The sequence below is a fragment of the Halobacillus sp. genome (assembly GCF_049282395.1).
Taxonomy (GTDB): Bacteria; Bacillota; Bacilli; order Bacillales; family Halobacillaceae; genus Halobacillus.
In genome coordinates, this window is record NZ_JBAPTY010000042.1 from 1 (window position 1) to 14,556 (window position 14,556).

Sequence of the window (14,556 nt, forward strand, 5' to 3'; positions counted from 1 at the left end):
CAACCATGCCGATCAATTTGATGTGACGAGAAACAAAAATGCCCATGTAGCATTTGGGTTCGGAATCCACTTTTGTCTTGGTGCTCCACTGGCGCGTCTCGAAGGAAAAGTCGCTATTGAAGAGCTGTTGAGCGCTTTTCCAAATATCGAATTAAATCGTACATTAAATAAGCCTGAATGGAAGCCGGTATTTCTACTGCGTGGTCTTTCCCATCTTCCAGTTGATTTAAAATAAGGAATAACTAAAGAAACCACTGCTCTACTAATAAGCAGTGGTTTTTAATCATTATAAGTGTTATAGCATGCAATTTAACGACATGCTACTTTTCTTGATAATGCGGCTATCTATTATCATTGGAAGATCTCTTTATGAATGGCTCTGTTAAAGATTATAGTTGATTTTTCATAAGAGGCCATATTACGCGTGATAACGTCTAAGGAGGCTCCTGGTCAAAGAAGGATCGACTAAAGTCGCCACGTCCTGTAACAGCGTCAATCTATCTCCGTGGTGCAGAACCACAGGGGAGGGAGTTATTTTTTCATCCACCCTTATCCATCTAACGTAACACACCCAATTATCTTGAAACTGAGTCTTACATTATCGGGAGCTTAACCTTAAAATCATCACTGAAGCTTAATAAAGCCTTATGAATAAACCTCGTGTACATGGAGCATTAATTCCTCATATGTCTTTCTGCATCTTTCCTTCAAGACGATTCAGGTGTTTCTACCCGATATTTCTATTCTTCTCTGAAGAACTCTTTTCTTCCAGTCCAGCTTTAACTATGCTAAACCCAGTCAAGGCCAGTAAAATAGATATCACCGGAGTTGCTAAATTAAAAAAAGCATAAGGAAGATAGGAAAGGGTTTCTACCCCGAGAGTTCCGGCTACAAATATACCTCCAGTGTTCCACGGAACCAGTACGCTTGTAACAGTACCTCCATCCTCTACTGCACGTGATAAGTTCTTTCTATGGAGATTTTTCTCGTTATAAGTATCTGCGTACATACGGGCTGGAACTATAATAGAAATATATTGTTCAGCCATCGTTATGTTCGTACTAATAGAAGTTAAAATAGTGGCGGGAACTAATGCGCGTGTAGAGCGTACTAATTTGATGATTCCTTCCATCATCTTCTTCATCATTCCCGTTCCTTCAATAACGCCTCCGAAAATCATAGCTACAACAGTCAGGGAAATGGTGTACATCATACTGCTAAGTCCACCCTGGTTCAATAAATTATTCATCAAGTCATTTTCAGTATTCAGTTTGTATCCATCATATAGTGATAACACCGCAGTTCCTACTGTATCTCCCTGAATTAGAACCTGACATAAAAACCCCAGAACAACACCTACACTAAGAGCAGGCAATGCAGGGATCTTTAACAGCACCAATACAATTACAGATACTGGAACTAACAAGAGCCATGGAGAAATTAAAAATTGAGACTGTAAATTATCCATAATTGACGATATTTGTCCGCTTTCATATCCTGTTGCCGAAAACCTCCGCCCTACTATCCCAAAAATAACTGCAGCTAACACGTAGGCTGGAAGTGTAGTATAAAGCAAATGTTTAATATGTTCGAATAAAGGCACATCTGCTATCCCTGAAGCGAGATTTGTGGTATCTGAAAGAGGAGACATTTTATCCCCCATATACGCCCCGGAGATAATAGCCCCCGCAATCATCGGTTCAGAAATGCCCATGCTAATTCCAATTCCCATTCCAGCTACACCAATCGTAGCCATGGTGGACCAGGAGCTGCCAATTGACAAAGCAACTACAGTACAAAGAAGCATAATGGAAATAAGAAAATAACCAGGTGAAATAAGCTTGAGCCCATAAAAAATTAAACTCCCTACGATTCCGCCTCCTATCCATGAGCCAATAATTAAACCAACTAAAATCAATATAACAATCGCAGGCAAGGCCTTATGTATACCAGAGTAGAAACTATTTTCTATTTCATTCCAGGTATATCCATAAAATAAAGCTACAATGGATGCTGAAAAAGCTCCTAATAATAAAGGAATATGAGGAGCTCCTTCATATTTAATAATTGTAAATCCCATTGCTACAATCATGATGAACAAGGGCAATGCAGCCATATATATAGGCATACTTTTTCTTTCACTCAAAAAATCCCTCCTTATTGTGAATAGTAAATTAAGTTTCCATCTTTGAACAGCTTACTTGTCCATATCATTTACGTTTATCAATTTTGACTGAATGATATATCTGTCTGGTGCATCTCCTATAAAGTCCAGCGGATAGCAAGTGGATAGAGTCAAAGTAGCTTCGTCTTTTTCCACAATGACGCTTCGGTCATCAGCATCAGTCACCCACATTTTTTCAACCTTATACTCATACCTTTTCCCATCATATTCTACAAAAATAGAGTCGCCTTTCTTTACGTCTCCTAATTCAGTAAATACGGTCTCTCGATGGCCACTAAGTACCGTATGTCTTTTTTCCTCAGGAGTCGTTGTCCATTCACTTACGTACATACCTACTCCTTGTCTTAAGACTTCTGGATCAGCTCCCCAAAATGTCTCATACCCCATTTCGATACTAGGAATAACTACTCTTCCCACATTTTCTCCTTTTTCGTATTTGCTAATTTCTTCACTCATAGTGACATGCTCAGTGAACTTACTTTCTTGAGTTTTCTGTGTTTCTACATCATTTATTTGAGAGGAGAGTTTACCGGCTTCTGTACTTACTGGTTCATTATCAGGTTTGCTCCAACCCTCAGTTTCTTCCATAGGAACTTTTTCAGCTGCCTTGGTTCCGTCCCACCATTGGTATCCATAAAATCCAGCCATTAAGACTCCGAAAAGCATAATTACTACTAAAACCTTATTCACGAACTCACCTCTATTATTTCCTTTTCATACCATAATAAAGGAAGAAAAGCCGCATGTACACATGCGGCTTTTCTCTCTCATACACTAGGCACGACTTGCTCTTTGTCTTCTGTAAACAAAAATTCCACCAGCAATCATTGCAAGTGAGGCTCCAGCTAAAGCCAATCCAGGGTCATTACTTGAAGTATCCGGAAGTTCACCGCCTTCAGGAATGGTTTCTTCAAATGATTTAGCGTTGTCCACCACTTGCCCTGGAATGGTAATGGTTCCAACTCCATTGAAATTATCGATAGACATATCAAAAGTTTGTACCATATTAGTTGACACATTTTCCATTTCCATATCCATGTCAAGCTTCATCATCATTCCAGTCATATAATGTGTTTCTTTATCAATTGTTATCTGATAAGAAATATTGTTGATAGTCATTTGTTTCATCATTTCTTCCATCATCTTCGCCATCTCTTTGTCATCCATACTGCTTTGAAAAAGTTGTTGAGAAGCTTTCAGAAGTTTTTCTCCGTCACCTTCGTAACTTACTACGTAGGATCCTTCTGTCTCCTCAACGTTCATTTCCTTAGCAAATTCTGAAGCCTGGGAAACCTGGGATTGAGCCGTCATCATTTCTTGAATGTCGGATTGACTCATTGGAAAATTATCTTCAAATTTAACCCAATCCCCTTCAGGATTCTGCTGATAGAAACCTTCTTCTGTCCAGTATGATTCAAGTTCCAGTTGTTTTTTACTTTCAGGTAATGAGGTTGTAACCATCTGATGCATAGCAAAGGGATCCAATGTTATGTCAGCCTCGGATTCTGTAGAAATAACCTGTTCCGTGCCCTGCATTGGCATTTTCTGCTCCGTTATGGATCGTACCGTGTAACTATCCAGTTCCATCATGGCCTCATTAGATTTATTTAATAGTTCCTCTGCACTCATCTCCTCGGCTGCGACCTGAAGTGGTAACATCACTACTAATAAAACTGCGGTCAAACTGGCTAACTTCTTAAACATCCAAACACTCCTAAATTGTATTAGGCAATCCATCACAGGGTATTTCCTGACTTATGTATGTACTAATCCAAAGATGATGCAGTCCAGACCTTTCTCCCTATCATTTCGTACCCACTACTCTTTACCCATCATTTCCATAATAAAACATTTTTTATTAAAATTCTCAGATCGTAAAATGAATAACCAGTCTAAATTACTAGATAAACCACCAGCTTAACCTAGTTATGTTAGATGATTAACTATGGCCGTCATTCTTTTGTAGTATCCTATCTGCTACGTAAAGCCCACTGGCAGCCGCTTGGGATAAAGAGTGCGTGACACCTGAACAATCGCCAATTAAAAATAACCCTTTAATTTCAGTTTCGAAATCTTGAGTAGTATTTATTTGTGGTTCATAGAATTTAGCATCTATTCCATAAACCAAAGTATCCGGATGGATTGGTTTTTCAATAAGGTTCTCCAGTTTTCCCATAAACTCCAGTACTGCCCGGAGATATAAATCAGGTATTTCATCTACTAAATTCCCCGGCTCTGCTTCAAGGCTGGGTCTGATTAAGTTAGGTGAAAGCTCGGAAGAAGGACGATTAGCATAAAAATCACCTAATCGTTGGATAATAATTCGTCCATTATCTTGATTAATCCCTCCTATTATACGTTGGGCTGTCTGCATAGCCTTGTCATAAGATGAGAAATAGCGGGGGACAAATAGAGTGAAATTTAAATTGCCGCTTTCGGTCTTTTCTTCATTTTTATTTTGTCCATCAGGCATTACTAGTCCGTTCTGAAACTTACGAATAACACGACCGCGGGGATTCATACAGTACGTTGTGGCTTCATATCCTTCTCCTCGACATCTTAGCTTCGTCTCAAATGTTTCCTTTAAAATGGAGTCCAGCTGGTCTTCTCTCATCTCTATCCTTAAACCCATATCCAGTCTGGTTTCACCAGTTTTGAGACCAAGCTCATGCATTTGCTTCTTTAGCCACTTACCTCCGCTTTTTCCTGTTCCTATAATTACTTGTTTACTACAAAAATTCCCTTTGTCTGTTTCGATGAAGAAGCTATGAGCTTTTGGGTGAATCGATATAATATTTGTTTCAAATGTAAAGTGAATATGTTTTTTCAGTGTCTCGTAGAGTTCTTGGAAAACGTCCACAGCTACTTTAGTTCCTAAATGTCTCACTTCTGCGGATAATACTTCTAATCCATTTTTTTCAGCTTTAGCTGCAAGTAACTTATTTTTTGTGCTGTAACGTTCTATACTATCTGCACCATACCTTTGAAGGGTGCGGTCTACTTCTTTCATTAACTTAAGGGTCTTTTCTCCCCCTATCCTACTACCCAAATCCCCTCCGAAATCATTTGTATAATTGAATTTCCCTTCTGATTTACCAAGACCTGCATATCCTATGTATTTACTGCAATCTTCACCACAAGTGCAGGATAAACCTTTGTCCAATCCACAATTTCTTTCCCTGAGCGGTTTTCCTTTATCTATAATTCGTATTGACAAGTTATTATTCTCCTGAACCAGTTTGTTAGCAAAAAATATACTGCTTACCCCTGCCCCTATGATGATAATATCTTCCATTTAAACTAACTCTCCCCCATCCGATTAATGCACAGCGGTGAATATTACTGGGCTACCTTGGCATAAATATATGTATCAGTGAGTCTTTGCCCATCTACCGATAAATCCTCATTTCGTAGAATTCCTTCTAAATCATACCCCAGTCTTTCTGGAATCGAACGGCTTTTAAGATTTCCAGATTCACAACGGATCTCTACTCTCACACATTCTAATTCCTTGAATGCATATTCAGTCAATGCTGCGACGGCTTCTCTCATGTAACCCTTTCCACTTTTTGAAGTATCGATCCAATATCCTATTTCAAGCTTAGGAATTTCCCAATTGATATTATGAAAACCTGTAGATCCTACAAACTCTCCAGTTTCTCGTAAGAAAATAAGATATCTAAGATTTTCCCGTGTAAGAAACTTAGCATGAGCTTCGCGAGTGTTTACTTCTGTATCCTCGGGAGTTGGAACTTCCTGGACAAAGCCAAGCCACGGCCGTAGTTGTTCTCGTGAATCTTGTATTGCCTTATTGACTACAGCACCGTCGCCCGGGACTGGCATTTTTAAGACTAATCTTTCTGTTTCAATTTCTTTACGAACATCTTTTAATATCGGATTCATCCCTTATCTCCCCTTACCATTTAATTAAAAACAACACGCACACTCTCCTATCTTATAAGGTTTATTAATTCATAGTCTATTTGTTAATCGTTGTAGTTAATTTTTCTTAAGTAGATTGATTCCCTACACGAACGTATGGTTGTAGACTTAGTTTAGAAGTATTCCGGAACTGCTCCAATAGAATAAGTAGGGGTTAGTGGGGGGGATGATTCACCTTCCTGTTTCCCTAGAGGACGCATTACCTCGAGTTCAACTGGTTCTTTCAAGATTGGGAACTTACCTTTGACATCAACACAGAAGTATAACCGATCCAAAATGTAAAAAAATCTTATCTCTATGAAATATGATTTTTCCACTTTTTGCAATAGTTCAGCAAAAAAGCGGTGCGGATATACCACACCGCTTTAGAGATCTTATACTACGCTATACGCTACTTTTTAACTGGAGCTTGAACGTCTATGATTAAGTTCAATTCAATATCTGCGCTGTTTTCTGAAACTAACGCAAGAAGAAACTGGTTGGCTTCTGAATGAACTTTGTTGTAAGGTTATTTCGGCCATCGTGTTCATTCCAAATGTGTCTGATGATTGTCATAAGTTGAAAACATACTATACTTATTTCCTTAGGATATGAGAAACTGATTTCTCTACATTTCTTAAATGTATCATCATTTCTTCACGTGCTTGGAGTTCTGAACGTTCTTTAATGGCTTGGAAGATGCGACGATGCTCTTGCAATAGCTTTTCAGTTCTTTCTTTCGAGTGCAGAAGTTTACGGGTTTCTCGCATAGCCTGCACCATGATTTCGGAAACGCTATGCATTAATTGAATCAACATTTCATTATGGGTAGCCTTTACCAGGGCCATATGAAAGTCAAGATCTGCTTGTTCTCCAAGTTCTCCATTTCCGTTAGCTTCCGCCATCGTAAACAGAGCTTCCTCCATTGGTTTTAAGTCTTCAGTTTTATGGTGCAGTGCAGCTGATCCTGCAGCTCCGACTTCAAGAATTTGTCGAACCTCCAATAGTTCCTTCATATCTTCTGTTCTCATTAGAAAAGCCGCTGAAGTTGGCAATGAAAAGCGTGAAGCTTCAAAAGATTTAATGTACGTGCCCTCTCCCTGGCGCATTTCTAAGATCCCCATGGCCCGAAGTGCACTTAAAGCTTCCCTTACCGCAGAGCGTCCGACACTAAAACTCCTAGCCAAATGCTCTACACTGTCCAGCTTATCTCCAGGATTCAATTCCCCATTCTTCAATGATTCCAACAATGAATCCGCTACTTGCTCGTATATTTTCTTTGATCTTATAGGTTTATAATCCACATTAGTTCCTCCAGCTTCCTATCACAATTCTATTCCATTTTACTGTAATTTGGATGACAGGGAAAGCAGAGCGATAAACGTCTTAAGAAAGTCGCTAATTGGAAACGCAACATTTTTCACATTTCCTGCTATTTAAAATATTTTTTCAACTAAAAAACGCCCACGCAGTTGTGGACGATTGATCTGTACTACCATAATAAAAGATAACTATTATCATTTTGGTTTAACAATAAATATCAGATAACTGATATCCAAATAAAAATCCCAATCCACAAAGACGTCTTTGATATTCACACCTAATATGGACTCAAACACCTTAATATCCAGCAATCTTTTTTCAAGCTTTCTTTTACTTAACAATAATTGTTCTTTATTACCTTCTCGAATTAACTCTTTTTCAAGCTCTGTCAAAATTCCTTTACGTTCCATAACCAGAGTTCGATTATTTAAGTACATGGAGTTAAGGTGATCCGGAGCTTTTTGAGCTATTTCACTGACCTTAATCATTTCTTCTTCCAACATTTCCTTATTAGGAAATTCAGGATAAAAATGATCCTCGCTTCTTTTACTATTGTCCATAACTCCAAGCAAGACGCCAGTTTTATTTTCTAAAGACCAATCATAATAAAAGTTCTTTATATGTAGATCCGCTGAAACTCTTAAAGTTGCCTTCATCTCCGGGATTAGCTCTTCAAACATTAAATCACGGGTTTCTTCGACTTTCTGATAATTTTTCTGCCCTACCAGTAATCGTTCGATGGGTGCTAAGAAATCTTTGAGGTAAATCGAAACGAATGGTTTTTTAATAGATATATATACAGATGTGGGTCCTTTGCCAAAGTTATCTCGAAGCAGCTTTCCTATATAACCTGCTATTTCTGAATTTAAAGACTTTTTTTCCAATACTCTCATTCCTTATTTCTAATAATTAATTATAGCCAGAAAATCATGCTGCTAAATGCCACAATATGATATTACCCAACTTTTTTTGTATAATAAACTTTCTCCCAAGTATTGCTTTAAGAAAATTACCAAGCTCTTAACTAGCAGTGATTTAGAAGCCATTTCACCCCCAATAAATCCCCTAAAATATAAAAACATCTCATTATTTCAAATCGTTTTCCTGGCTGATAGGGTCTGGCGTTCCGCCCCTATTTTAAATAGCTTATATTATATAAGAATATAAAATTATAAAAATAAAATGTTTATAAAATGGAATATTTGGAAATAGATAGGTGAACCATATATTAAATCATTTTTAAAGGAGATGTTTTACATGGCAGATCGTTACAAGACAGGCGAAAACGTACCAGAAAATGGAATATACGAATTTGATGGACTTACGGACGGTCGTAAACAAAGTAATCCTACAGAAGATGAGAAACAAGTAAAACTTGAAAGCGGAGAAACATTTCCTCCTCTTCGCTCCAGTAAAGAAGGAGCTTACTGGAAGAAAGTTAAATAGTAAAATTAGGAGAGCCCCCATTCCAATAAGGAACTTACGGGGGCTCTTTTCCTGCCAAAACACAGTTGAGGTCGTTTTCTACTTATCACTCTTAACCATACTAATCATTTCTTCACATAAAGTGGCATTAACCAGACATAATTCAATCATTTTATCCATTGAACCGTCCTTAGCAGCATTAAGCTTCTTAGCAGAATCTCTACAAATTGCAGCACAGGCTTTACATATATCCTCTGAAATTGGAGATCCAGATTCCACTATTTCTTTTGCATGCTCGTAAGCTTCCTTACTTTTTTTAACTAAATGAATGCACGTTAAAACATGAAATGATTGTTGTTGCAGAGAATTATTCAAGTGCTTCATTTAAAAACCTCCATTTTTTCCCATTAAAAAAAGCCAAAAAAGAACTTATCTCAAAGTTCTTTTTTGGCTTATGTCTAGCTCTAATAGTCTAGCTTATTCCCACCAACAATTTAATAGTTGTATAATATCACTTTAAATTTAAATGTATGCAGATAAAAGTGCAATCCCTTTTAACCATAACTAAAATTATCATGTATTGGGCAGTTTGTAAAGGATTTAACTGGTTAAAAAGAGGAAGGTAATCATAAATTATACTTCCTGCGATATAATTTACATAATATTAATATTGTAAATTATAAAGATATGTAATCTTTCTATGATTACATATCTTTGAATCTTCTTTTATATAGACGTAGACTTAAATGGAAAGATAATTAGAAAGGATGAGTATATATGGGCCAATCTATTGAAGGAAAAATTGCTTACATTACCGGTGCCGGACAAGGAATCGGCCGCGCTACTGCTATTCAACTCGCACGTGAAGGAGTAAACGTTGGACTTATGGCGCGTACGGAAAGTAAGTTATTAGACGTAGCTAAGGAGGCTGAAGGTTACGGAGTAAAGGCAAGTATAGCTGCCGTTGATATTGCGGATATAAAGCAAGTAGAACAAGCTGTGTCTAGCTTACAATCTTCCCTCGGGGATGCGGATATTCTTATTAATAACGCAGGAATTGGAACCTATGGGTCGTTTCTTGAAATTGAACCAGAAGAATGGAAGCACACCCTCGAGGTCAACTTATTTGGAACCTATCATGTAACTCGAACAGTCTTACCTCAGATGATTGAGAAGGACCAGGGGGATATCATAAATATTTCTTCAAGCAGTGGACTTAAAGGAACAGCGGGATCCACAGCATACAGCGCTTCTAAATTTGCTTTACAAGGAATGACAGAAGCTCTTATGCAGGAAGTCAGGAGAAATAACATTCGTGTATTTACACTTAACCCAAGCCTAGTAGCTACTGAGCTTTCTTTTGGGGACGAATTGAGTGAGCAGGATAAAGAGAAATATATGCAGCCTGAAGATCTTGCAGAATATATGGTTGCTCAACTCAAACTACACCCTCGTATTTTCATTAAAACATCACTGCAGTGGGCTACTAACCCTTTTTAACTCTATTATTTTCAAAGAGTCCATTGAAACTTCAATATAGAGAAAGCCTTCCGCTTAATAAAGTGGAAGGCTTTAATAATATTTGCATTTATTTATAGTTTAGGAGCGGCAACATTTATTTTTCTTTTATCCATGCAGGCTTAAAAACCCTTTAAATTCAACGGAATTCAACGAGGACAAACATTACTTTCTTATTATAAGTAAATGAACTTTCCTATTCACTTATGGCTCCAGGTGTAGTTTTGTCTCAGAGCAAATAGGTATCCTACTGCCCAGGCTGAGTCTATTCATCTCACGGGAATTTCTTATAAAAATGAAGTCAAACGGTCCATTACAGGCTCGAGTAGCTCGTTCGTTAAATTATCCTTAAATCATGTTTCTCTCACTCTTCCTTTTTTTGTATAATAGACAGAAAACTTAAGAAGAGTGAGGGATATCATGAACCGTCAATTAGCTTTAATCTTAATTTTCATCGCTGCTGCTTTGTGGGGTGTCATCGGTATCTTTGTAACCTACCTCTATAAAATGGGTTTTACTCCTTTTCAAGTTGTAGCCATAAGGGTATCCACTGCTTTTTTATTCCTTCTAATATATACACTCGCAAAAGACCTGCGTTATCTAAAGATAAAACCTTTAGACAGTCGTTATTTTATGGGTACAGGCATTTTAAGTATTGTATTATTTAATTGGTGTCTATTTAGTGCTATGGAAGAGACCTCCATCTCAATTGCTTTTGTCCTTCTCTACACAGCACCTATTTTTGTTACTATTTTCTCAAAATTCCTCTTGAATGAATCATTTACGCTCAGAAAGATAGCAGCCTTATGTATGACTTTCACAGGTTGTACGCTTGTAATCGGATTGTTTCCAAAGGTAGAAGGTTCCATATCTTTATATGGACTTCTCCTTGGCTTAGGAGCAGGACTATTCTATGCTCTCTATAGTATTTTAGGTAAGTACGCTCTCGCAAAATATAACTCGTTGACCGTTACCGTTTACACTTTTTTATTTGCTTCTCTTGCAGCCGTACCATTTAGTCAGATTTGGGAGATACCCCAACTATTTAACGATATTACTTTACTTATTGTTATAGGACTCGGCTTTGTTTCAACAATGCTTCCCTTCCTTCTCTATACCAAAGGTTTGGAAAATGTCGAGTCCAGCCGCGCTTCCATAATTGCTACTGTAGAACCTGTAGTAGCATCTCTGACAGGGTATTTAATCTTCAATGAACAACTTGATGGGTGGCAATACTCTGGGATTGTTCTTGTAATAGCTTCCGTCATTATCGTTCAGGATTCTTCGAAGTCTTTACAGCGCAAAAGCCATATGTCAAACGCTTCTAACTTGTAATAGTACAGCCTCCCCCTTCCGCCTGAATACCCTGTCTCGTTTACAGATCGGATATTCAGAATGTAGTTTAAGCAAGCGAAGGAGGTGGATTTGTTGAAAATCGAGTGCAAATATATGAATGAACTTTATTTAATCGCAACGAAACTATGATTTATGGTCTCTACTGCTATAAAGCATCTCCACTCCATCTACTAATTCCTTTATGATCTCAGAAACGTGCTTATTACCGCTCAAGCGTGGACTTTGCCCTGACCACAGAGACATCCATTCCGGCTTATTCCTTTCAGCCGCTTCTTTTCTTAGGTTCTTAGTCAGTTCATTTTGTATAGGGTAATCTGGCAATTCATTTTGATAAGGCGTCATTTGTTTAATAAAATCATTTTCTATACCTCTGGCAGGCTTACCACTAAATACTGAAGTTATAGTAGTATCGCATTCTTTTGCCTGTAAAATGGCTTGTTTATGCTGCTCTTTTGCCCCGCTTTCCAAACTTGTAACAAAAGCTGTGCCCATTTGTACCCCCTGGGCCCCCAGCATTAAAGAGGCGGCTATCCCTCTTCCATCCATAATTCCTCCAGCTGCTAGAACAGGAAGACCTACTTCGTCAACGATTTGAGGGACTAAAGACATCGTCCCTATCATGCCTTGCTCATATGAACCGTGAAAAGTACCTCGGTGACCACCAGCTTCACTTCCCTGAGCAGTGACAATGTCAACTCCAGCTTGCTCATTAATCACAGCTTCTTCTACCGTAGTTGCTGTTCCTATTACCTTCACTCCATACTTATGTAATTCATTTACCAATGCTTTGTCAGGTACACCAAAAGTGAAACTGCAGACAGGAACTTGTAATTTTAAAATTGTATTTATTTGTTCTTCAAAATTAGATTCTGTGCTTTCTTTTATATTCCTGGGTTTAACATGTAACTCTTGATCATAAGGTTGCAGAAGCTGACGGGATCGAGTAATTTGATTTGAACAATAACGAGGAGTTTTTGGAATGAACATATTTACTCCAAATGTTTTCATTGTTGTCTGCTGGACAGCCTTAATCTTTTCCGTTAATTCATCCGGGTCCAAGTAACCTGCTCCAAGCGTTCCCATCCCTCCCTCTTCTGACACAGCTGCAACTAATTCAGGAGTAGTTATTCCACCTGCCATGCCTGCCTGAATTATCGGATAGTCACAATTCAGAGTCTTGATCACTTCATTTTTATACCACATCAATCGTCAATTCTCCTTTCAAATGAAAATTAACTAATACATTGACCTTAACGAAAAATGACGAAATATTCAAAATATTTATTTAAAATTACAAATTTCACTTGTAAATAGACTCATTTCCATGTTTTACTAGATTTATGACATTGGGATGTATTACTAATTATAGGAGGAATTTGATGCTAAAGAAAATGTTTGCTATTGGGCTACTCTCCCTTGGGATGGTAGCAGGCGGCGCCTCAGCTGTCAGCGCTGATGAAGATAAAGACTGTGGAGATTTCTCGAGCGGTGACGAGGTAATGCAGTATTGGAATGACAATAACTTTTCTGCTGAAAACGATCCTGACCGTTTAGACAATGATTCAGATGGACAACCTTGTGAAAACCTGACTGAAGACTGGGAACCTTCTGAAGAGCAAGAATCAAACTCAGAAGAAACGAGCGAATCTTCCGAGTCTGCAGTAAGCAACGATAAAGATTGTGACAGTTTCGAAAATCATGAAGAAGTCATGTCTTTCTGGTATGAAAATGGTTATGACGAAAATAATGACCCTCATGACCTGGACAGAGACAATGATAACTTACCTTGTGAAGTATCTCAGAGTGAGTGGGATTCCTTCGTAGCTGATAAAGAAGATGGTTCAGAATCAAATAGTTCAAATGAAGATACCTCTTCTGAATCGGATGAAGAAGCTTCCGCAGAGCAAGGAGAAGAGGGTGGCGAATTACCTGACACCTCCTCTAATAATCCGCTAATGATGTTGGTAGGTATGATCGTATCTGCTGGCGCAGGACTTTTCCTTATTCTAAAAAAACAACTTACTTAAACTAACATAAGTCATTCATCCCAGTGAAAGTTGGATTTTGAGCAGGCATTAGGCCTGCTCTTTTTTTTTAGATAAGTTTCACCTCTATGTCCTTGGACACCTTTCTCCGAATAATATTTTGAAAATGAGTCTTAAAGATAACGAATCTTTAGTTAGAGATCAATCCAAGGAAGATTAATAAAAAGAAGCAAATTCCAATTTCCTTTAGATTTTTCCGTTTACTTGTTGGTTTGAAAATTCATCCAATGAATGTTTAAATAATTGTGACTATAAAAAGGGAGAGTGATTTTTCTTTGGATACACAAGATGAAACTGATTTCTACTCGTTTCTGAATGAATATCTTCACAATTGGAAGCAGTTAAATTCTGACTATATGAGAGCTGTTATCTCTGAAGATTTAATCGCTCGAGAAATCCGTCAAGGTAAAGCTGAAGACTACGGTTATGAAGATTCAGTAGAAGGCTGGACTCAAACCTTTGAGTACTTTAAAGATCAAGAAATGGAATGGATCCTGACACCCCAATCTATTATTCGTTTGAAGTCAAACGAGCGGATGGCCATTATACGCGCTACACTTACAATAGATGGGAAATTAGTTGAAACCTCCAATCTATTTTTCCAAGCATTTGTATTGGATTCTGCAAGCCATGAATGGAAGCTTTAATACCAAGGAAAAACATGAAGGATAACATATAAGACCTTCCAGGTTCTTTTCATATTGTTCAAACTTACTTCCGTCAATGGATCGAACAGGTTTATAATGAAATTTTATCCTGCCCAGGCATACTATTATAATACGC

Annotated in this window: 15 protein-coding genes; 6 read left to right on the plus strand and 9 right to left on the minus strand. The window is 37.9% G+C overall.

Translation table 11 applies throughout. From position 1 onward, the window contains the following. The coding region (locus WAM07_RS01950; protein WP_422164314.1) for a cytochrome P450 at positions 1-235 on the plus strand (235 nt) is incomplete at its 5' end. A gap of 492 nt (positions 236-727) precedes the next feature. On the opposite strand, the gene nhaC is transcribed toward WAM07_RS01950, so the two are convergent. The 7 genes from nhaC to WAM07_RS01985 all read right to left on the minus strand — a co-directional run bounded on the left by nhaC (position 728) and on the right by WAM07_RS01985 (position 8,322). Further along, positions 728-2,128, minus strand: coding sequence for a Na+/H+ antiporter NhaC (gene nhaC, locus WAM07_RS01955; protein WP_422164338.1), 1,401 nt, complete (start codon positions 2,126-2,128; stop codon positions 728-730). Positions 2,129-2,197: 69 nt separating this feature from the next. Beyond that, positions 2,198-2,875, minus strand: coding sequence for a class D sortase (locus WAM07_RS01960; RefSeq protein WP_422164316.1), 678 nt, complete (start codon positions 2,873-2,875; stop codon positions 2,198-2,200). An 84-nt stretch (positions 2,876-2,959) separates the two neighbouring features. Beyond that, positions 2,960-3,889: a DUF6612 family protein gene (locus tag WAM07_RS01965; protein WP_422164318.1), complete on the minus strand. Its 930-nt coding sequence runs from the start codon at positions 3,887-3,889 to the stop codon at positions 2,960-2,962. A gap of 235 nt (positions 3,890-4,124) precedes the next feature. Further along, the gene (locus WAM07_RS01970; protein ID WP_422164320.1) at positions 4,125-5,480 is read right to left on the minus strand and encodes an NAD(P)/FAD-dependent oxidoreductase; all 1,356 of its coding nucleotides are present in this window, start codon (positions 5,478-5,480) and stop codon (positions 4,125-4,127) included. 44 nt (positions 5,481-5,524) lie between these two features. Continuing rightward, positions 5,525-6,088 carry a GNAT family N-acetyltransferase gene (locus WAM07_RS01975; protein ID WP_422164322.1) on the minus strand — a complete coding sequence of 188 codons (564 nt, stop codon included), beginning with the start codon at positions 6,086-6,088 and terminating at the stop codon, positions 5,525-5,527. Positions 6,089-6,702: 614 nt separating this feature from the next. Next, on the minus strand, positions 6,703-7,410 hold the full coding sequence (locus WAM07_RS01980) for a FadR/GntR family transcriptional regulator (RefSeq protein ID WP_422164324.1): 708 nt from the start codon (positions 7,408-7,410) through the stop codon (positions 6,703-6,705). 213 nt (positions 7,411-7,623) lie between these two features. Continuing rightward, positions 7,624-8,322 (minus strand): DUF2294 domain-containing protein, encoded by a 699-nt coding sequence (locus WAM07_RS01985; protein ID WP_422164325.1) that lies wholly within the window; start codon positions 8,320-8,322, stop codon positions 7,624-7,626. A 364-nt stretch (positions 8,323-8,686) separates the two neighbouring features. Between WAM07_RS01985 and WAM07_RS01990 the strand changes: the two genes are divergently transcribed. After that, positions 8,687-8,875 carry a YjzC family protein gene (locus tag WAM07_RS01990; RefSeq protein WP_422164327.1) on the plus strand — a complete coding sequence of 63 codons (189 nt, stop codon included), beginning with the start codon at positions 8,687-8,689 and terminating at the stop codon, positions 8,873-8,875. A gap of 78 nt (positions 8,876-8,953) precedes the next feature. On the opposite strand, the gene WAM07_RS01995 is transcribed toward WAM07_RS01990, so the two are convergent. Then, a complete protein-coding gene (locus tag WAM07_RS01995; protein ID WP_422164329.1) occupies positions 8,954-9,238 on the minus strand; it encodes a hypothetical protein in 285 nt (94 codons plus the stop codon). Positions 9,239-9,631: 393 nt separating this feature from the next. Here WAM07_RS01995 and WAM07_RS02000 point away from each other — a divergent pair, with 393 nt between their 5' ends. Both WAM07_RS02000 and WAM07_RS02005 read left to right on the plus strand, forming a co-directional pair. Further along, complete coding sequence (locus WAM07_RS02000) at positions 9,632-10,354, plus strand: 3-ketoacyl-ACP reductase (RefSeq protein WP_422164331.1); 723 nt, start codon at positions 9,632-9,634, stop codon at positions 10,352-10,354. 438 nt (positions 10,355-10,792) lie between these two features. Then, complete coding sequence (locus WAM07_RS02005) at positions 10,793-11,707, plus strand: DMT family transporter (RefSeq protein ID WP_422164333.1); 915 nt, start codon at positions 10,793-10,795, stop codon at positions 11,705-11,707. Positions 11,708-11,851: 144 nt separating this feature from the next. Here the strand turns inward: WAM07_RS02005 and WAM07_RS02010 are convergent, their stop codons facing one another. Beyond that, positions 11,852-12,931: an NAD(P)H-dependent flavin oxidoreductase gene (locus WAM07_RS02010; protein WP_422164340.1), complete on the minus strand. Its 1,080-nt coding sequence runs from the start codon at positions 12,929-12,931 to the stop codon at positions 11,852-11,854. 176 nt (positions 12,932-13,107) lie between these two features. Here WAM07_RS02010 and WAM07_RS02015 point away from each other — a divergent pair, with 176 nt between their 5' ends. Both WAM07_RS02015 and WAM07_RS02020 read left to right on the plus strand, forming a co-directional pair. Beyond that, positions 13,108-13,755: an LPXTG cell wall anchor domain-containing protein gene (locus tag WAM07_RS02015; RefSeq protein ID WP_422164335.1), complete on the plus strand. Its 648-nt coding sequence runs from the start codon at positions 13,108-13,110 to the stop codon at positions 13,753-13,755. A gap of 293 nt (positions 13,756-14,048) precedes the next feature. Beyond that, positions 14,049-14,420, plus strand: coding sequence for a flavoprotein (locus tag WAM07_RS02020; protein ID WP_422164336.1), 372 nt, complete (start codon positions 14,049-14,051; stop codon positions 14,418-14,420). Positions 14,421-14,556: the final 136 nt, after the last annotated feature.

Coding starts and splice junctions, on each gene's coding strand:
- WAM07_RS02015 (WP_422164335.1), top strand. CDS start 13,108: ATGCTAAAGAAAATGTTTGCTATTGGGCTACTCTCCCTTGGGATGGTA.
- WAM07_RS02010 (WP_422164340.1), bottom strand. CDS start 12,931: ATGTGGTATAAAAATGAAGTGATCAAGACTCTGAATTGTGACTATCCG.
- WAM07_RS01995 (WP_422164329.1), bottom strand. CDS start 9,238: ATGAAGCACTTGAATAATTCTCTGCAACAACAATCATTTCATGTTTTA.
- nhaC (WP_422164338.1), bottom strand. CDS start 2,128: ATGCCTATATATATGGCTGCATTGCCCTTGTTCATCATGATTGTAGCA.
- WAM07_RS01990 (WP_422164327.1), top strand. CDS start 8,687: ATGGCAGATCGTTACAAGACAGGCGAAAACGTACCAGAAAATGGAATA.
- WAM07_RS02005 (WP_422164333.1), top strand. CDS start 10,793: ATGAACCGTCAATTAGCTTTAATCTTAATTTTCATCGCTGCTGCTTTG.
- WAM07_RS02000 (WP_422164331.1), top strand. CDS start 9,632: ATGGGCCAATCTATTGAAGGAAAAATTGCTTACATTACCGGTGCCGGA.
- WAM07_RS01985 (WP_422164325.1), bottom strand. CDS start 8,322: ATGAGAGTATTGGAAAAAAAGTCTTTAAATTCAGAAATAGCAGGTTAT.
- WAM07_RS01970 (WP_422164320.1), bottom strand. CDS start 5,480: ATGGAAGATATTATCATCATAGGGGCAGGGGTAAGCAGTATATTTTTT.
- WAM07_RS01975 (WP_422164322.1), bottom strand. CDS start 6,088: ATGAATCCGATATTAAAAGATGTTCGTAAAGAAATTGAAACAGAAAGA.
- WAM07_RS01965 (WP_422164318.1), bottom strand. CDS start 3,889: ATGTTTAAGAAGTTAGCCAGTTTGACCGCAGTTTTATTAGTAGTGATG.